Origin of the sequence: Phenylobacterium kunshanense (genome assembly GCF_003254525.1) — a bacterium.
In the GTDB taxonomy this organism is placed as follows: Bacteria; Pseudomonadota; Alphaproteobacteria; order Caulobacterales; family Caulobacteraceae; genus Phenylobacterium; species Phenylobacterium kunshanense.
Genome location: NZ_QFYS01000003.1, coordinates 341,620 through 359,837, shown reverse-complemented (window position 1 = coordinate 359,837; position 18,218 = coordinate 341,620). Strand labels below are relative to the sequence as shown.

The 18,218-nt window shown below is 68.4% G+C and carries 15 protein-coding genes; 5 read left to right on the top strand and 10 right to left on the bottom strand.

What is annotated here, in order from left to right; all coding sequences use genetic code 11:
• Positions 1-108: 108 nt before the first annotated feature.
• The 4 genes from rfbA to DJ019_RS09775 form a co-directional block, all read right to left on the bottom strand.
• Positions 109-978 (bottom strand): glucose-1-phosphate thymidylyltransferase RfbA, encoded by an 870-nt coding sequence (gene rfbA, locus DJ019_RS09790; RefSeq protein WP_111275830.1) that lies wholly within the window; start codon positions 976-978, stop codon positions 109-111.
• Positions 979-988: 10 nt separating this feature from the next.
• Positions 989-2,038 (bottom strand): dTDP-glucose 4,6-dehydratase, encoded by a 1,050-nt coding sequence (gene rfbB, locus DJ019_RS09785; protein WP_111275829.1) that lies wholly within the window; start codon positions 2,036-2,038, stop codon positions 989-991.
• Between the two features lie 100 nt (positions 2,039-2,138).
• Entirely contained in the window at positions 2,139-3,674 is a 1,536-nt protein-coding gene (locus DJ019_RS09780; protein WP_240606424.1) for a DUF1501 domain-containing protein, read from the bottom strand.
• An 8-nt stretch (positions 3,675-3,682) separates the two neighbouring features.
• On the bottom strand, positions 3,683-5,365 hold the full coding sequence (locus tag DJ019_RS09775; protein WP_276309998.1) for a DUF1800 domain-containing protein: 1,683 nt from the start codon (positions 5,363-5,365) through the stop codon (positions 3,683-3,685).
• Positions 5,366-5,554: 189 nt separating this feature from the next.
• Between DJ019_RS09775 and DJ019_RS09770 the strand changes: the two genes are divergently transcribed.
• On the top strand, positions 5,555-6,574 hold the full coding sequence (locus DJ019_RS09770) for a calcium-binding protein (protein ID WP_111275826.1): 1,020 nt from the start codon (positions 5,555-5,557) through the stop codon (positions 6,572-6,574).
• 10 nt (positions 6,575-6,584) lie between these two features.
• Positions 6,585-7,184, top strand: a complete 600-nt coding sequence (locus DJ019_RS09765; RefSeq protein ID WP_111275825.1) for an acyloxyacyl hydrolase — start codon at positions 6,585-6,587, stop codon at positions 7,182-7,184.
• On the opposite strand, the gene DJ019_RS09760 is transcribed toward DJ019_RS09765, so the two are convergent.
• The 5 genes from DJ019_RS09760 to DJ019_RS09740 form a co-directional block, all read right to left on the bottom strand.
• Complete coding sequence (locus tag DJ019_RS09760) at positions 7,166-7,582, bottom strand: DUF4112 domain-containing protein (RefSeq protein WP_111275824.1); 417 nt, start codon at positions 7,580-7,582, stop codon at positions 7,166-7,168. The two genes, DJ019_RS09765 and DJ019_RS09760, sit on opposite strands and share 19 nt — an antisense overlap.
• Positions 7,583-7,628: 46 nt before the next feature.
• A complete protein-coding gene (locus DJ019_RS09755; protein ID WP_111275823.1) occupies positions 7,629-10,124 on the bottom strand; it encodes a coiled-coil domain-containing protein in 2,496 nt (831 codons plus the stop codon).
• A gap of 162 nt (positions 10,125-10,286) precedes the next feature.
• Complete coding sequence (locus DJ019_RS09750; RefSeq protein ID WP_133255275.1) at positions 10,287-10,523, bottom strand: hypothetical protein; 237 nt, start codon at positions 10,521-10,523, stop codon at positions 10,287-10,289.
• A gap of 110 nt (positions 10,524-10,633) precedes the next feature.
• Positions 10,634-11,176 carry a methylated-DNA--[protein]-cysteine S-methyltransferase gene (locus tag DJ019_RS09745; RefSeq protein WP_111275821.1) on the bottom strand — a complete coding sequence of 181 codons (543 nt, stop codon included), beginning with the start codon at positions 11,174-11,176 and terminating at the stop codon, positions 10,634-10,636.
• Positions 11,157-12,674, bottom strand: coding sequence for an AlkA N-terminal domain-containing protein (locus tag DJ019_RS09740; protein ID WP_111275820.1), 1,518 nt, complete (start codon positions 12,672-12,674; stop codon positions 11,157-11,159). The genes DJ019_RS09745 and DJ019_RS09740 overlap by 20 nt, the downstream gene beginning before the upstream one ends.
• A 175-nt stretch (positions 12,675-12,849) precedes the next feature.
• On the opposite strand from DJ019_RS09740, the gene DJ019_RS09735 reads away from it, so the two are divergent.
• On the top strand, positions 12,850-13,746 hold the full coding sequence (locus DJ019_RS09735) for a glycosyltransferase family 2 protein (RefSeq protein WP_205854134.1): 897 nt from the start codon (positions 12,850-12,852) through the stop codon (positions 13,744-13,746).
• Positions 13,747-13,750: 4 nt separating this feature from the next.
• On the opposite strand, the gene DJ019_RS09730 is transcribed toward DJ019_RS09735, so the two are convergent.
• Complete coding sequence (locus DJ019_RS09730; protein WP_111275819.1) at positions 13,751-15,052, bottom strand: spinster family MFS transporter; 1,302 nt, start codon at positions 15,050-15,052, stop codon at positions 13,751-13,753.
• A gap of 286 nt (positions 15,053-15,338) precedes the next feature.
• On the opposite strand from DJ019_RS09730, the gene cysD reads away from it, so the two are divergent.
• Both cysD and cysN read left to right on the top strand, forming a co-directional pair.
• Positions 15,339-16,292 (top strand): sulfate adenylyltransferase subunit CysD, encoded by a 954-nt coding sequence (gene cysD, locus DJ019_RS09725; RefSeq protein ID WP_111275818.1) that lies wholly within the window; start codon positions 15,339-15,341, stop codon positions 16,290-16,292.
• Positions 16,292-18,196, top strand: a complete 1,905-nt coding sequence (cysN, locus tag DJ019_RS09720) for a sulfate adenylyltransferase subunit CysN (protein ID WP_111275817.1) — start codon at positions 16,292-16,294, stop codon at positions 18,194-18,196. Before cysD ends, cysN begins: the two co-directional genes overlap by 1 nt.
• Positions 18,197-18,218 lie beyond the last annotated feature (22 nt).

Genomic DNA, 18,218 nt, shown 5'->3' with positions numbered 1-18,218 from the left:
CATCGGTCGGAATCGAAGCAACAGCAGGGGTCTTCAACACATGGGTACCAGCCCCCGCTCCAACTGACGAGCGGGAGTGGCGGCCTACAGGCACTGGTCGAGCCACCCCTACGCCCCCGCCAACCCCCGCAGATACCGTCCGTACTCACTCTTGCCCTGGAATTCGGCCGATTTCATCAGCTCGCCCCGGTCGATCCAGCCGTTCTCGAAGGCGATCTCCTCCAGGCAGCCGATCCTGAGGCCCTGCCGCTGTTCGAAGACGCGGATCAGCTCCCCCGCCCCGATCAGGCTGTCGTGGGTGCCAGCGTCTTCCCACGCGAACCCCCGGCCCAGCAGCTCTACGTGCAGCTTGGCTTCCTGCAGATACACGTCGTTCAGCGCGGTGATCTCCAGTTCCCCCCGGGCTGAGCGGGTCAGGGTCTTGGCGATCTCGCTAGCCCGGCCGTCATAGAAATAGAGGCCCGTCACGGCGTAGTTCGACTTCGGCTGGGCCGGCTTTTCCTCGATCGAAAGCGCGCGGCCGTCGGAGGCCAGCTCGACCACCCCGTAACGTTCCGGGTCATGAACGGGGTAGCCGAAGACCGTCGCGCCTTCCGTGCGCGCGTCGGCGTTCTTCAGCATCTGCACGAAGTTCTGTCCGAAGAAGATGTTGTCGCCGAGGATCAGGGTCGACGGCTCGCCGCCGACGAAGTCTTCGCCCAGCAGATAGGCCTCGGCCAGGCCGCCCGGATGCGGCTGGATCACGTACTCGAACTTCACGCCGAAACGCGACCCGTCGCCCAGAAGGCGCTTGAAGCCCGCCTGGTCCTCGGCGGTGGTGATGATCAGGATTTCCCGGATGCCGGCCAAGAACAGGACCGACAGCGGATAGTAGATCATCGGCTTGTCGTAGACCGGCAGCAGCTGCTTGCTGACCGCGATGGTCAGGGGATGGAGCCGGGTGCCGGCGCCGCCGGCCAGGACGATGCCTCTTCTCATCTCAGGCCTCTCAACCCTTCACGAGGCCCAGGCGATCGGAGTGGAAGCCGCGTTCCCGGATCCGTTCCACCCAGCCATAGTTGTCGACATACCAGCGCACGGTGTCCTCCAGCCCCGCCTCCAGCGGCATGCGCGCCTTCCAGCCCAGCTCGGCCTCGATCTTCGAGGAGTCGATCGAGTAGCGGAAATCGTGCCCGGGCCGATCGGTCACGAAGGTGATCTTCTCGGCATGACTGGTGTTGGCGGGAGCCATCTTGTCGAGATGGGCGCAGATCATCTTGACCACCTCGAGGTTCCGCTTCGAGGCGTCGCCGCCGATGCAGTAGGTCTCGCCCAGCCGGCCCTTATGCAGCACCAGCAGCAGCGCCTCGGCGTGGTCGTCCACGTGCAGCCAGTCGCGCACCTGACGACCGTCGCCGTAGACGGGGATGTTCTTCCCTTCCAGCGCCCGGGTGATCACCGTCGGGATCAGCTTCTCCGGGAATTGGTAGGGGCCGTAGTTGTTCGAGCAGTTGGTGATCACCACGGGGAAGCCGTAGGTGTGCCCCCAGGCGCGGACCAGATGGTCGGACGACGCCTTCGACGCCGAGTATGGCGATCGCGGGTCATACGGCGTCTCTTCCGTGAAGTCGCCGTCCTCGCCGAGAGCCCCGAACACTTCGTCGGTAGATATGTGGTGGAAGCGGAAGGCCGCCTTTCGCGCCTCATCGAGACCGTTCCAATAGGCGCGGGCGACCTCCAGCAGGATGGCCGTGCCCAGGACATTGGAGCGCACGAAATCCAGAGGTCCCTCGATCGCCCGGTCGTTGTGGCTCTCCGCAGCGAGATGCATCACCGCGTCCGGCCGGTGTTTCTCGAACACCGCCTCGAGCTTCGGCCGGTCGCAGACGTCCACGTGCTCGAAAGCATAGGCGGAGCCCTGCGCCACGCCGTCCACGTTCTCGAGATTTGCCGAATAGGTCAGGGCATCGAGGTTCACCACCTGATGTCCGTCGGCGATGGCCCTGCGCACGACTGCGGAACCGATGAACCCGGCCCCGCCGGTAATGAGGATCTTCAAGAACGCCCCCGGCGATGAATGCAGCCGCCTCCCATTACAGTGAAAGGCGGCCCGTTCAAGGCGAGAGAACCCCAGCAGCCCCTAACGGCGAATGACCGTTTCAGACAAACCCCAGATACCGGGTCCCGAAGTTCCTCAACCGGGGGAATATGATGTCGATCTCAGCGTCGGACGCGCCGAACCATCGCCCCAGCGTCGCGCCGTACTGATCGACCGACGTGGTCGGGATCAGTGCGCCGCCGACGTTGTCCGGATTGTTGAAGCCGCCGACATCCAGACCGAGGGTGGGGTACTGACCATAGATGTCGCCGCCGTTCACCGCCCCGCCCATGATGAAGTGGTGGCCACCCCAGGCGTGGTCCGTGCCGTCGCCGTTGGTCGAGAACGTGCGAGAGAAGTCCGACGCCGTGAAAGTCGTCACCTGGCTCCGTCGGTCGATGCCGCCGATGCTCGATAGAGCGCCATCGAAGTAGCTCAGAGCATGAGCCACCTTAGCGAGCAGGTTGGGCTGGGTGGTGTTCTGGAAGTCGTGGGTATCCCAGCCCCCCAGGCTGACGAAGAACACCTGTCGCCGCACGCCGAGCGTGGCGCTGGCGGCGATCATACGCGCGACGGTCTGGAGCTGCAGCGCGAGGGTGTTGGTCTCGGTCCGTCCGGTGATCGGATTGGTGTAGGCCGGCGCGGCGGCGACCCCGGTGACGATCGGCTGAGCGAAGGCCCCGTTCACCGCGCCAGCGGCGGAAATTGAACGCGCCACGACCGTCGAGTAGTCGGCGGCAAAACTGCTGGAGAGGTTGGTGTCGGTGATCAGGTCGCGCACCCGCCCGGGTGCGGCGGTCGACCCGAAGAGGCTGGCGCCTTGCGCACCCGATATCACAACCGCCGGCTGGGCGCCGGTGGAGAGCTGATACTGAACGACCGACTGGCCCGACAGGAACACGGCGTTGCCCCCGGTGGAGACCGCAGTGAACAGCGTGCTCTGACCATTCATGCCCGCGACGAGGTCGGCGAACCGGCCGCCCCAGCCCGTTCGCGCGCCTTCGGTCGACAACGCCTGCCAGGTCGACTGCTGGTCGTTGTGCGAGAAGAGGCTGGTCGGCAGCGAGACGGAGCGTGCCTGGTACTGGGCCTTCGTCGTCGGCTGAATCAGCGTGCCGACATTCGCCAGAATCGCCAGGCGGCCCTGGCTGAACAGCGTCTGGAGGGGCCCCAGGAACGGATGCAGCGCGAAGGTCCGGGTGCTCGCAGTCGTGCCCGGCGGAACCGGCTGCGCCGTCCTGGGCGTGATCGGCAGTACGCCGCCCCAGGCCTCGGGCATATCGGCCTCGGCCACGCGCCCGGTCACGGCGTTGGTCTGGCCAACCGGCGTCGGCGCCGTCCCGGGCGGCATCAGCGCGATGGGATCGGCGCCGGTGTTCCGTGCGGCGAAGTACCGGCCCCAAGAGTCCTGGTCGGTCGCCAGGACGGTGTTGTGGGAGTCGTTGCCCCCGAAGAGGAACACGCAGACCAGCGCCTTGTAGTCGGGCGCCGACTGCCCGGCCGCCGATCCGGCCGCGGCAAGCTGGAGGGCGAACGGCGCCGCGACGCCCAGGCCCGAGAAGGCGCCGCCCAGCCGTAGCAGATGACGACGGTCCATAACGCCGCTCATCGCTGCACCAGATAGTCGGGAGACGCCATGGTCATGTAGACCGCCAGCTTGGCGCGGTTCGTCAGCGCCGTCGTGATCGCGGCCTGGTTCGAACCGGTCGCGGCCGGGACGCTCACCCCTCCCACGGCTTGGACGATGCGGCTCCGGGTCGCCCCCGCCATCTGGCCGTGGGTCAGCAGGAGATCCACCCGGCTCACCAGGGCGTCGACATCGCCCCCCAGCGCCACGAGCGGGGCGTAGTCAGCGCGCACGTCGCTGACCCCGCCCGACCTCGTCCCGATACCACTGTCGACCGTTGTCTGCAGCGTATTGAGGTAGCCGGCGACGGTGACCTCATCCACGATCTGGAACTCGGGCGCCACCAGACCTGCCGATCCGATCCTCGTGTTCGGGGGGGAGTAACCAGGCCGGAAAAAATTGAACACTGAAGGCGAGGTCAGGGCTGTCTGCCCCAGCGACGTGTTCGCCGAGGTCGACCCGATGAGCCAGTTCCCGCTGACGGAGGTCGCCCCAAACGCCCGCGCCCAGTTGGCAATGCGCACGACCGGCTCGCGCAGCTTGCCGGCGTTTGTACCGGCTGCCTGGACGGCGTCGCGGGCCTCGGGATCCAGCAGGATCGCACGCACGACCGACGCCATGTCGCCCCGCACGCCCTTGCCATTGTCATTGAAGACCGAAGCGACCCGCTGGACGTAGGCGGGGCTCGGATTGCTGGTCACCAGCCGCTGGATGAGCTGGCGGCCGATGAAGGGGCCGACATTCGCGTGGTTGAATAGAGTGTCGAGCGCGACCTTGAGGTCGCCGGCTGGATCGGCCGCGGTCGATGCCGGAATGGTCACACCGAGGAACGCCTTGGCGCTGGTCGAGTGGAATGCGGCGTAAGGGATCATCGGCCGCACCGCCCAGTCTGCGTTCCGCTGACCGCCCCGGAAGGTCGTGTTGGTCGGATTGGGCGAATAGTAGCTGTAGCCGGTGAATACCTTGGCGAGGCCGCTGATGTCGTCGGGCGTGTAGCTCGGGATCGGCCGACCCGAGCCATCCGTCTTCACCGTACCATCGAGGTTCAGTTGATAGAGCCCGATGGTCATGAGTTGCATGACTTCGCGGGCATAGTTCTCGTCGGGATTCCTGCCGGTCGCCGGGTCTTCCTTCTGATTACCCAGCCACGTCAGGTAGACGCCCACCATCGGATGCAGGGTCACCTGCTCCAGCAGAGTGCGGAAATTCCCGAAGGCGTTCGCGCCCAACATGTCATAGTAGCTGGCGGCGCCGCGGACATCGACGTTGGTGTCGGTCAGGGAGATCACGAAGATCTCGGAATAGGCCAGCTTCATTCTCTGGCGAAGCTGATCCGGGCCCGTGACCGACTGTTTCCACCAAGTATAGTAAAAATCGTTCGGCGTGAGCCTCGCGTTAGGGTCGGCCTGCCTGGCTGCCGCAAGGCGCGCCTCGACCTCAGCCTGATGGGTCGTCGGTCTCGCCAACACCATCTGCTGATCGATCCATTGACCATAGCCCGCGGCCCGCACCTCGCTGATCGCAGCGTCGGTGGCGCCGTAGCTGGACTGCGCGAGAAACCTGGAGGCCTCGGCGGCCGTGGGCGGAGCGGCGTTGCCCCCGGTCCCGCGTGCCCCGCTACAGGCGACGAGCAAGAGCGTGGCTGCTGTCGCGCCAGCCACGCCCAGGCCTCGAAACAGCCTTGCCAGCTCCACCCTTGAGCCCCCGATCCTGTGTCGCCGAAGGTATCAACCTCGAAGGTTTACGAGTCGGCCAGTACAAAGGCTTAAACGTCCCGACGGATCGGCTCCGTCGCACCGTGTTTGATAGGTATCCACGACGGCGGGCGACCTGCCTGGAAGAGGTTGGGCATGGCCATATTCACGGCGGGCGCAGTTGGCGTCGACTTTGACAGTCTCGACCTGACGGCCCTGGCGTCGGCCCAGCCCGCGGGGGCCACTCCCACATCTGTCGCGCTCAGCATCGGCGGCGTCTCGACCCAGCTCTACGGCGACGGCTTTCAGTTCGCGGCTTCCGGCCCACCCACGACCGGGACGATCGGCCGGATCATCGTGTCTGCCGATGCGGGTATGGTCTACGACATCGCCGGACTTGCTCAGTCGGCCCCGCAGTTCCGCGGCTGGGTGCTGGCCGGGGACAACGCCTCAGCCAAGTCCGGCCTGTTCGCGGGTGACGACATCTTCACCGGCTCCGGGTTCGACGACCGTCTCCGCGCCTATGGCGGCGCCGACACCCTCGCCGGCGGCGGTGGCGCCGACTTTCTGGACGGCGGGGACGGCGACGACGACGTGTTCGGGGGCTTCGGGAACGACACCGTCGTCGACCCCGGAGGCGCGAACTACCTCAGAGGTGAGGATGGAAATGACGTGATCGTCGGCGGCGCAGGCTTCGACGACATAAACGGTAACATGGGAAACGATACGGCCGAGGGCGGGCCCGGCAACGACTGGGTCGTCGGCGGCAAGGACAACGACATTCTCTTCGGCGATGACGGCGACGATCTCGTCTATGGCAACCTTGGCGACGACACCTGCAGCGGGGGCGCAGGGGCCGACACCTTGCGGGGCGGCCAAGCCAACGACACGCTGTCAGGCGGCGCGGGAAATGACTTCGTCTCAGGCGACCGGGGCGACGACACCATGATCGGAGGCTCGGGCGCCGATATCTTCCATTCCTCTGCCGACGCCGGCGTCGACCGCGTGCTGGACTTCAGCATCGTGGATGGAGACCGTGTGCAACTCGATCCCGGCACGACCTACGCAGTCAGTCAGGTCGGCGCAGACACCGTCATCCAGCTTACAGCGGGACAGGTGGTGCTGGTCGGCGTGTCGATGTCCAGCCTCCTGGCGAGCAGCATCGTCGTGGGCTAGTCGGCAACGTATGAGGAACCTTCGCCTGATCGCGCCCCTGTCGTTCGCCATCGTCCTGGCGCCGGCCACCGCCCTCGCCGGCGAGGCCTTCGTCGGCGTGTACGCCCACGATGTGGACGACGGCATCTCCTACGGTCGCTTCGAAGATGGCGCACAGATCGTCGCCGGCGTGCGGACGACGGCGCTCGACGAACTGGGGTTCATTGGAAGACCACGCGTGCACCTGCTTGCCGGCGCGAACACCTCGGATGGCGTGAACTACTTGGCCACCGGGCTCGCGTGGCGCTTCAATCTCAATCGGCAGCTCTATATCCAGCCCGGCCTCGGCGTCGCCATCCACGACGGACACGTCAATCTCCCCTCCCCTGATGAGCCGGGGCTGACACCGGAGGAGCGATTGAGACGGATCGAGGCGCGTCGGAACAGGCTCGACCTGAATTCCCGCGTTCTGTTCGAACCAGAGCTGTCTGTCGGCTGGAGGGCCACTTCCCGCCTTTCGCTGGAACTATCGTGGATCCACCTCAGCCACGGTCGCCTCGCCGGACGCTACAACCCAGGCGTCGCCGATGTCGGTCTACGCGTGCTGTACCGCTACGGACTGGACCGCTGACGCGGCCGCGAAGGCGCCGGCTCGACCGTATCTTGCTCGGCGGGGAGGCCGTGCCGGCGCTCGATGTCTCTCTGGAGGGCCCGGGCGGCGAAGGCGTGGCCGGTGAACAGGGTGTCCACGGCCCAGCCCAGCACGGGGACGCCTGAGCTCACGCTGTCCAGTCCCAGGTAGGCGGCCATCCGGATCAGCGTGCCGCGGGAGGCGCCCGCGCGCACGGCCTCGTTCAGAAGCAGCGCTGCTGCGCCAACCGAATAGAGCGTGCCGGCGACGGGCACCCACGCCAGCACGCCGTCCACCCCCACGCCCCAGGGCCCGAAGCCTATGACCCGGTCGGAAAGCCGCTTGATCCGTTCGGCCCGTCTCCAGGCGATGTGAGCGCGGGGCTGGTCGTCGGTCATGGCGGAGCTAACGTCCCACGGGGGCTGCGGGGTTCCACCACCGCGGTCAGATCATGTCTCCCGCCGCCGCGTCGAGCAGCAGGAAGATGCGACCTGCAGGCCCGGCCAGCATGTTGGCGAGGACGAGACCCTTCGGGTCGCGAGCCACGGAGTCATCCACCAGCGTCTTGTACCGCCGCACATAGACCTCGGTCTTCCGCTTCATGGCATCGTCGGTGAACAGGCGCCGCGCGATCCGGCGTGTGGCCGCCGGCGCGAGCCTGCGGACCACCTCCCGGCCGCCCTCCATGTCTCCGGTCTGCATCGCCGCGGCGATTTCCTCGACACGGGTCAGCGGCAGCAGCTTCTCGGGGTCGACGCCCATGTGCGCGAGCTCGGCGCCCAGCACATCCTCCAGCCGCTCGCCCTCGCCGTCGGCGCCGTCGAGGGAAGCCAGCAGATCCTTCCAGGTCCAGGTCTCGCCATCGTCCGCCTCCTCGCCCGAAGGCGGAGGCGCCGCCGGCGCCGTCCCTCCGGCGGCCTCGAAGACCGCGGTGAACTCTCGGTCGGTCGCGAGTGGGGTCAGGCGGATCCGGTTGCGCAGCCCGATACGGTCGGCCAGGGCCTCTCCCGTCTCGGGAAGACCGGGTTCGCCCGCCGGCCGCGCAACCTCTTCCTGAGGCGGCGAAAGCGCCTCCGCCAAAGCCCTTGCGCCGCGGGATGGCTTCAACGGCGCCGCCGGCGCCTCGGGAGGAACCGCCGCGGGAGCCGGCGCCACAGCCGCCACGCCCATCAGCCGGACGGCTTCCGACAGCATCTCGAAATTGCGGCGCACGCGCTCCTGGAAGGCGGCGTCGATGGCCTCGGCCTCGGCGGCCGTTCGGCGCGCCTGGGCCATGAGCTCGTCCATCCCCTCGGTGACGACAGCGCGGACCTGCTCGGCCTGCCCCGCGGCGGCGGCAGGCAGGCGCGCCGCCCGCTGCTCCAGATCCGCCATCATCGCCGCCAGTTCGTCCAGCGTCGCACGGGCGGCCGCCGCCCCGTCGGCGAGCTTGCGGGCCGTTGAGGCCCCGGCATCCTCCACCATCTTGGAAGACTGCTCGATCAGGGCCCGCGCCTCCTCGAGCCGCGCTTCGAACACCTGGTTCGCCTTCTGGCCGGCGCTGAACGCCGCCTCGGACAGATGATCGACCTGCTCGCGCGCCGTGATCGCATGGCGGGCGGCGGCCTCGCGCGTTTCCTCGGCAGCCCGCGCCAGCGCCTCGATCGCCGTGCGGGTCTGGTTCTCGAGCTGAGCGCGCTGCTCGGCGGCGGCGGCCGACACGGCCTCCAGCGCCATCAGCGTTGACTGTCCGAATTCCTCGCGTTCGGCCTTCGCCGTCTCGGCGATGTCCCGGAACTGCAGCGCCGCATCGTTCATCAGGCGGCGAAGCGTCTCTCCGCCGGTCGTCGCGCGCTCGCCGATCTCGGTCGCGGAGGCCCTTACCGCCTCGATGAACTCTCCCAGCCTGGCGGCATGCGCGTCGGCCTGGACGGCGAAGGTCTCCTGGTCGCTCCGCAGGGTCTGGCTCAGGGCCACCAGGGCGGTGCGCTGTTCGGCCAGGCCCGCCTCCACCGCGCGAACCTGATCGGCCACGCCGGAGCCCGCGGTCTCCAGGCGGGCGATGTGGCGGGTCAGATCCTCTCCGGCGATCCGCGCCGCCGTGCTCGCCTCGCCCGCCGCCGCGGCCAGGTCGGCGGCGCGCGCCGACAACATGCCCTCGGCCTCCCGGATCTGAATATCGGCCACGCCGGCGGCCTCGCCGACCATCCGGGCCTGCTGGGCGATGGCGTCGACCACGCGCGCCGCCTGGGCGTCGAGCGTCTGGGCCAGGCCGCCCATCTCGCTGCGCTCGCGGGACAGGGTGCTGGCCAGCTCCTGGGCGGTGCGCACCGACTGGGCCGTCGCGCCAGTCAGCTTGTCCGTCTCGAAGGCCAGCGCTTCGCGCAGCGCATTGAGCGCATCGCGGGCCTCGTCCGCGGCCGAACCTGCGCGGGAAATCTCGTCCCGCACGGCTTGCGTGACGTCGCCGGCGCGCGCGGCCGCGATGAGGGCGGGCGACAGCATCTCCTCCGCCGCCGCTGCGGCCCGGCGCGATTCATGGGCCAGCTTCTGCGCCTGCCGGATCATGTAGGCCGCCCCGAACACGAAGGCCGCCGGGCCCAGCGCCAGCAGGGCGAACACCGCGAGCGCGAACGGCTCCTGCGTCAGCGGCGCCACATTGCTCCGGTAGCCCAGGGCGAAGGCGATGGGCGCCAGGGCCCACAGCACCGCCACCACCGTGGCGATCAGCCAGACCGGCCAGCCCGAGGGCGGGGCGTCGCCGACGCCGACGCTCGCCGCGTAGGTCGGCTGGTACGGCTCGGGCGGGCCGTGTGTCGTGTCCAGGGGCACCGGCGCGCCGCGTGCGGCCTCGATCGGCCTGAAGCCCAGGACTTCCGGAGACGAGGACAAGGACCCGGCGTCCGCGTCGTCCTCGGGACGCCCGAAATCCATCGGTTGCGGCCGCTTGGAGAACTTCATGGAACGCCTGCACCTCACCGCTTACCGGCGCCGGCGGCGCCGCCCTGGGTCCGTCAGAGGACCAAGGGTGTCAGCCGCAGGATTACCCGCCGCGAGCGCGGACGCCAACCGCGGCCGGCATGATTCGATCGGGATTGGCGGCTTCCGACGGGAGACGCGCCGTCAGGCCTTCAGCGCACGAAGCTTCGGCGTCTCGGGGCACTCGCCGGCCGAGGCCTTGGCCTTCTCGGCGCGCTGCTCCACCTCACGGCGCGGCGAGCGGGCCACCACGCGCGGTTCAGCGACCGCCGCGGGCCGGGCGTCGGCCTTGGGCGCATCCAGCGTGACGCCAAAGTGCGAGAACGCGGCGACAGACGAGTGCACGACCACCGCCGCCACCATTTCCGTCAAAGTCGCCATGGAACACCCCCAAGGATTCCGCCTAGCGGCGGTATGTCACACCGCGCCCCAGGACGGGAGTGCGGTCGCGACTTAAATTTTCGCAATGTTGTTGACGCGCCGCCGGCGGCTCACGCGGCGCGATCCCGAAACGCCGCGCCTTCGTGCTCAAGAAGCCAGCGCTTTCTCGGCAGGCCGCCGCCGTAGCCGGTGAGGGATCCGTTGGCGCCGATGACGCGGTGGCAGGGCACGATCAGGGCGACCGGATTGGAGCCGTTGGCCAGGCCCACGGCCCGCATGGCGGTCGGGCGGCCGATGCGCTCGGCCAGCTGGCCATAGCTCAAGGTTTCGCCCACGGGGATCGTGCAGAGCGTCTCCCAGACCTTTCGCTGGAAGGCGGTGCCCGCGCCCTCCCAGGCGACCGTCTCCAGCGCGCCGACCTGCCCCGCGAAATAGGCGTCGAGGGCGCGGCGCAGGGGACCGGCCGCCTCGCGCCGGGTCGCCCTCGGGTAGCGCTTGGAGATCCAGGCCGACATCTGGTCTTCGTAGTCGGTCCAGTTGAAGGCGCGCAGGGCGCCGGCCTCGTCGGTCACGACCAGCGCCGTGCCGATCGGCGTCGCGACGCGGTCCAGGGTCAGGGTCAGGGTCAGGTTCTCAGGCGGCGCGGCGGTCATCGGGATCGGTCCTGTTGGCGTTGGATTGGCCGGCGTGGGCCGGCCCTGGATCGGCGGCCCAGAGATGCTGGGCGGCATAGGCCCGCCAGGGCTTCCAGGCCTGGCTTCGGGCCAGGAGCTGGTCGGCGGTCGGCCGCACGCCCGTCTCGTCCGCCATCGCCCGCATCAGGGCGACGTCGGCCTGGGGAAAGGCGTCGGGTTCGCGGAGTTCGCGCAGCGCGATGTACTGCGCCGTCCACTCCCCGACGCCCGGAAGCGCCTTGAGCGCCGTGATCGCGCTTTCGAGGTCGGCGCGCGGCGTGAAGATCGCCGGGTCGGCGGCCACGGTCCGGGCCAACGCCTCCAGCGCCGCGCCCCTGGCGCGCGGCATGCCAAGGGCTGCGATATCCTGTCCCACAAGGCGGGGCGGCGACGGGAAAACGCGGGTCAGCCCAAGTTCTGCGGCCGCGGGATCGTCGACGGGCTCGCCATAGGCGGCGACCAGCTTGGCCGCTAGCCCGCGCGCGGCGCTGACGGTGATCTGCTGGCCGAGAATGGCGCGCACCGCCAGCTCGAAGCCGTCCCAGGCGCCCGGCGCGCGAAGCCCGGGACGGGACGCCACCAGCGGCGCCAGGGCCGGGTCCTGGCTGAGATGGGCGCCGATCAGGGTCGGATCGGCTGAAAGGTCGAACACGCGGCGGATGCGCGCGATGACCGCCGGAAGCGCCTTCAGGCTCGGGAAACGAACCTCGGCCTGCAGCGCGCCATCCGGTCGGGGCGTCACGATCACCACGCCCGTCTCGCCATCGATGGCCAGGGTCCGTGCATAGCGGTGCGGCTCGACGCGCTCCATGCCCGGGATCGCCCGATCGCCGAGGAAGCGAATGATCGCGTCCCAGTCGTAGGGCGGCTTGTACGGCAGCCGCACCCTGATGCCGTCGGCGGCGGGCGTTTCGGCCTGCCGCGAGCGGCGAAGCTCGCCCGGCGGACGGCCGAAGAGCTGCTGGAACGTCTCGTTGAACCGACGCACGCTGCCAAAGCCCGACGCCAGCGCGACCTCGGCCATGGGAAGGCGAGTCTCCTGGATCAGCTGCTTGGCGAGCAGCACGCGGCGGGTCTGGGCCACGGCCACAGGCGAGGCGCCCAGGTGCTGGCGGAACAGGCGGCGAAGCTGGCGCTCGCCGACGCCCAGGCGCAACGCCAGCGCATCCACGTCGCCCGCGTCCAGAGCGCCGGCCTCGATCAGGGCGAGCGCCCGCGACACCGTGTTGGACGTCCCTCGCCACGCCCCAAGGTCGGGCGAGGCCTCGGGCCGACAGCGAAGGCAGGGGCGATAGCCCGCCTCCTGCGCCGCCGCCGCGCTCGGGAAGAACTCCACATTCGCCGCGTTGGGCGTCCGTGCGGGGCAGATCGGCCGGCAGTAGATGCCGGTCGACTTCACGGCGCAGAAGATCCGTCCGTCGAACCGCGGATCGCGGGTGGCGAAGGCGCGCCGGCAGGCTTCGAAATCCATATCCATGCCGCGAGCATGAGCGCAGGTCGCACCCAAGTCTCGCGGTTTTCGGACACAAATGTCGTCACGATCGCGGTTTTCGGACCATCAAATGGTCCGTTGCAGACAGCGGATTTACTCCTGGCGCACGGTTTGCTCCTAAGAGCCGTCTGGATTGCAGGCGTACCGGGGGAAGACGAGCATGACGACGGCGAGCACGACGGCCCTGCCCTTCGTCAGCGTGATCATGCCCCACTACCAGGACCTCAGGGGCCTGGAGATCGGCCTGAGGGCGCTCGAGGCGCAGACGTATCCGAAGGATCGCTTCGAGATCGTCATTGCCGACAACAATTCGCCCATCGGCATCGACGCTGTCCGCGCCGTGGTCGGCGACCGTGCGAAGCTGGTGCTCGTTACCGACAAGGGCGCCGGCCCCGCCCGCAACGGCGCCGTCGCGGCGTCGAAGGGCGAGATCCTGGCGTTCATCGACTCCGACTGCGTGGCCGAGCCGCAATGGCTCGTGGAGGGAGTGAAGGCGCTCGACCGCTTCGACCTCGTCGGCGGACGGGTGCGCGTGCTGGTGAGCGATCCGCCGAACATGACGCCCGCGGAGGCTTTCGAGCGCGTGTTCGCCTTCGACTTCAAGACCTACATCGAGAAGAAGGGTTTCACCGGCGCCGGCAACATGTTCTGCCGGCGCGACCTGTTCGAGAAGGTCGGCGGCTTCGGCGTCGGAATGTCCGAGGACGTGGACTGGTCGCGCCGGGCCGTGGCTGGCGGCGCCCGCCTGGGCTATGCGCCCACCGCCGCGATCGGGCATCCGGCCCGCGTCACCTGGGACGAACTGGTCGGCAAGTGGCGACGGGTCAACGCCGAGACCTACGGCCTCATGAACGGGAAGAAGGGCCAGCGCACCCGCTGGCTGCTCCGCAACCTGCTCATGCCGCTGTCGGCCGTGGCCCATACGCCTAAGGTGTTCCGGAGCCCGGAACTGGACACCCTTGAACAGCGGTTGAAGGCCCTGGTGACGCTCTACCGCATCCGCTTCTGGCGCCTGCGCGACGCCCTGGCCCTGCTCCACGCGTCCCGGCCAGGCTGACGTCTCAGGCGCCGCCCACCCGCTGCACGTCCCGCCGGATCGAGGCCGCCGCGATCAGGTGCGCCAGGATCGTCACGACGATCACCGGGATCAGGGCCGCGAAGCCCACCTTGAGCGAGGCCTCGCCATACTCGGCCTTGGCCCAGTCGGAGATGCGGCCCACGTAGACGGGCCCGACGCCCAGGCCGACCATGTTCAGGACGAACAGCAGCACGGCGCCCGAGATCGTGCGACGGGCGGGCGTGACGGCGTTCTGCACGACGGTCAGCGCCGGGGCGAGGTACATGTTGTTGAGCAGCGCCGGGATCGCGATGCAGGCCAGCGAAAGCTGCCAGGTCGGCGCCACGATGATCCCGACCCAGAACGGGATGGTGATCGCGAAGGCGATCGCCGGCACCCACGCGAACCAGCGCCGGTCGCGCCGGGTCAGCCGGTCGACCAGCCAGCCGGCGCCGAACGTGCCGATCATGCCCGTGATGCCGAGCACCAGGCTGTAGTAGGTGGCCACCTCGCCGAGGGTCATGCCCTTCACGCGGATCAGGAACGGGGCGTTCCAGTTCAGCGCCGCATAGCCGACGAAGGCCGAAAGGGCGCTGGAGATCGACACCAGCACGAGCGTGCGCTGCTGGAAAAAGCCGCCGATGGCCGTGAACAGCGGCGGCGCCGGCTCATGATCGCTGGCCCCGTCCGCCAGGGCGTCGAGCGCGCCGCGCTTGGGCTCGCGCACCACCAGCAACAGGATCACCGCCATCAGGAGACCGGGGACTCCCATCGCGAAGAACGCGGTCCGCCAGTCGTAGGCCTCCGCGATGCGCCCCGCGGCGAACGCCCCGATCATCGACCCCATCGGTACGCCGAGCGAATAGATCGCGAGGCCCGTGCCCCGCTGCTCGGGCGGGAAATAGTCGGAGATCAGGGAGTACGAGGGCGGTGAGCCTCCCGCCTCGCCGATGCCGACGCCCATACGGAACAGGGCGAGCTGCAGGAAGTTCTGGGCCGTGCCGCAGAGGGTCGTGAACAGGCTCCACAGCGCGCAGGCCCCGGAGATGATCCAGACGCGGTTGGCGCGGTCGGCGAGCCACGCCACCGGAAGACCGAACGTCGTATAGAACGCGGCGAAGGCGATCCCGCCCAGCATGCCGAGCTGCGTGTCCGTGAGGTTCAGGTCAGTGCGGATCGGCTCGGCCAGGATCGCCACGATCTGGCGATCCAGGAAGTTGAGGGTGTAGACGATCGCCAGGATCCAGACGACGAAGTAGCGGTAGCCCACCGACGCCGTCGGCGCCGCTCCGGCTTGAACACCCATAGGATTTCTGCCCCCAGCCTTCCCGTCCGGCCGGTTTTCCGGCTCGAAGAACGGGTACGCGTTTCCGTTGTCTGGGTTTTGGCATGGGGCGGGCCGGCGCGCCAAGCACCATTGCGTTGCCGTCCCGCCAAGCGCGAACGCGTTCGCAACTCCGCTGGCCGGCGCCCCAGAATTCCTGCGGCCGCCTCGGGTTGCCCACGCGTGGGGCGAAAGCTAACTCACCGGTCGGGGCCACCCTGCCGCGACAGGCGCGCGGGAATTCAACTGCTTTGAGGTAAGGTCCGCCATGGACGCCAGCGTCCTTTCCCGTCCGCCCGCCGTAGAAGGTCTCGTGACTCCCAAGACCCTCACCCACCTCCAGCGGCTGGAGGCCGAGAGCATCCACATCATGCGCGAGGTGGTCGCCGAGTGCGACAACCCGGTGATGCTGTACTCGATCGGCAAGGACTCGGCGGTGATGCTGCACCTTGCGGCCAAGGCCTTCTATCCGTCCAAGCCGCCCTTCCCCCTGCTGCACGTCGACACGACCTGGAAGTTCAGGGCCATGTACGAAATGCGCGAGCGCATGGCCAAGGAACTGGGCTTCGAGCTGCTGGTCCACCAGAACCCCGAAGCCGTGGCCCAGGACATCAACCCGTTCGACCACGGCAGCGCCAAGCACACCGACATCTGGAAGACCGAGGGCCTCAAGCAGGCGCTCGACAAGTACGGGTTCGATGCGGCCTTTGGCGGCGCGCGCCGCGACGAGGAGAAGTCCCGCGCCAAGGAGCGGATCTTCTCGTTCCGCTCGGCCGGCCACCGCTGGGACCCCAAGAACCAGCGGCCGGAACTCTGGCGGCTCTACAACACCCGCAAGAACCCGGGCGAGAGCATCCGGGTGTTCCCGATCTCGAATTGGACCGAGCTCGACATCTGGCAGTACATCTACCTGGAGAACATCCCGATCGTGCCGCTCTACTTCTCGGCCGAGCGGCCGGTGGTCGAGCGTGACGGCACGCTGATCATGGTCGACGACGAGCGCTTCCCGCTGCGCGAGGGCGAGACCCCGCAGATGAAGTCGGTCCGTTTCCGGACCCTGGGCTGCTACCCGCTGACCGGCGCGGTCGAGAGCACGGCCGCCACCCTGCCCGAGATCATCCAGGAGATGCTGCTCACCACCACCTCCGAGCGCCAGGGCCGGATGATCGACCACGACCAGGCCGCCTCGATGGAGAAGAAGAAGCAGGAGGGCTACTTCTGATGGCCCACCAGAGCGCTCTCATCGCCGAGGACATCGCCGCCTACCTGCACCAGCACGAGCACAAGTCGCTGCTGCGCTTCCTGACCTGCGGTTCGGTGGACGACGGCAAGTCGACCCTGATCGGCCGCCTGCTCTACGACTCCAAGATGATCTTCGAGGACCAGCTCGCGGCCCTCGAGGCGGACTCGCGGCGCGTCGGCACCCAGGGTGGCGACATCGACTTCGCCCTCCTGGTCGACGGCCTCGCCGCCGAGCGGGAACAGGGCATCACCATCGATGTCGCCTATCGCTTCTTCTCGACCGACAGGCGCAAGTTCATCGTCGCGGACACGCCCGGCCATGAGCAGTACACGCGCAACATGGTCACCGGCGCCTCGACGGCGGACGCGGCCATAATCCTGATCGACGCGCGCAAGGGCGTGCTGACCCAGACCCGCCGCCACAGCTATCTCGTCAGCCTGCTCGGCATCCGCCACGTGGTGCTGGCGATCAACAAGATGGACCTGGTCGGCTGGTCGAAGGAGGTCTTCGACACCATCCTGGCCGAGTACCACGACTTTGCGGCCCAGATCGGCATCAAGCAGTTCACGGCCATCCCGATGTCGGCGCTCAAGGGCGACAACATCACCGAGAACAGCGCCAACGCCCCCTGGTACGACGGCCCGCCGCTGATGCGCTGGCTGGAAGAGGCGCCGGTAGAGGACGAGCTGCAGGGCAAGCCGTTCCGCATGCCCGTTCAGTGGGTGAACCGGCCGAACCTGGACTTCCGAGGCTTCTCGGGCCTCGTGGCCTCGGGCGTGATCCGGCCGGGTGACCGCATCAAAGCCCTCCCCTCCGGGCGCGAGAGCACCGTCGAGCGCATCGTGACCTTCCGGGGCGACCTGCCCGAGGCCGTCGCCGGCCAGTCGGTGACGATCACCCTCAAGGACGAGATCGATATCAGCCGAGGCGATGTGATCTCGGCTGCCGGCCAGCCGCCGGAAGTCGCCGATCAGTTCGAATCCACCATCGTGTGGTTCGACGAGGAGCCGCTGCTTCCCGGTCGGCCCTATCTGCTGAAGCTGGGCGCCCGCACGGTCACGGCTCAGGTGACCGAGCCCAAGCACAAGGTCAACGTCAACACGCTGGAGAAGCTGGCCGCCACGCGGCTGGAGCTCAACGAGATCGGCGTCTGCAACCTGGCCCTTTCGGCGCCGATCGCGTTCGACCCCTACGCCGAGAACAAGGACCTGGGCGGCTTCATCCTGATCGACCGGATGACCAACCGCACGGTCGGCGCCGGGATGCTGCACTTCGCCCTGCGCCGCAGCCAGAACATCCACTGGCAGGCCACCGACGTCTCCAAGGCGGCTCGCGCCCTCGCCAAGGGCCAGAAGGCGCGCGTGGTCTGGTTCACCGGCCTCTCCGGTTCGGGCAAGTCGACCATCGCCAACCTGCTGGAGAAGCGCCTCGCCGCCGAGGGCCGCCACACCTACCTGCTGGACGGCGACAACGTCCGCCACGGCCTGAACAAGGACCTCGGCTTCACCGACGAGGACCGCGTCGAGAACATCCGCCGCGTCGCGGAAGTCTCGAAACTGATGGTGGACGCGGGGCTCATCGTCCTGGTCTCGTTCATCTCGCCGTTCCGCGCCGAGCGTCGGATGGCGCGCGAGCTGATGGGCGACGGCGAGTTCGTCGAGGTCTTCGTGGACACGCCCCTGGCCGAGGCCGAGAAGCGCGACGTCAAGGGCCTCTACGCCAAGGCGCGCGCCGGCCAGCTCAAGAACTTCACGGGCATCGACAGCCCCTATGAAGCGCCGGAGAACCCTGAACTCCGCATCGACACCACCGCCAGAAGCGCCGAAGAGGCCGCCGAACAGATCTTCGAGTGGCTGGAAACCGGGTTCGATCCGGGGATCTGAGGGCTCACCGTGAATTGACGGG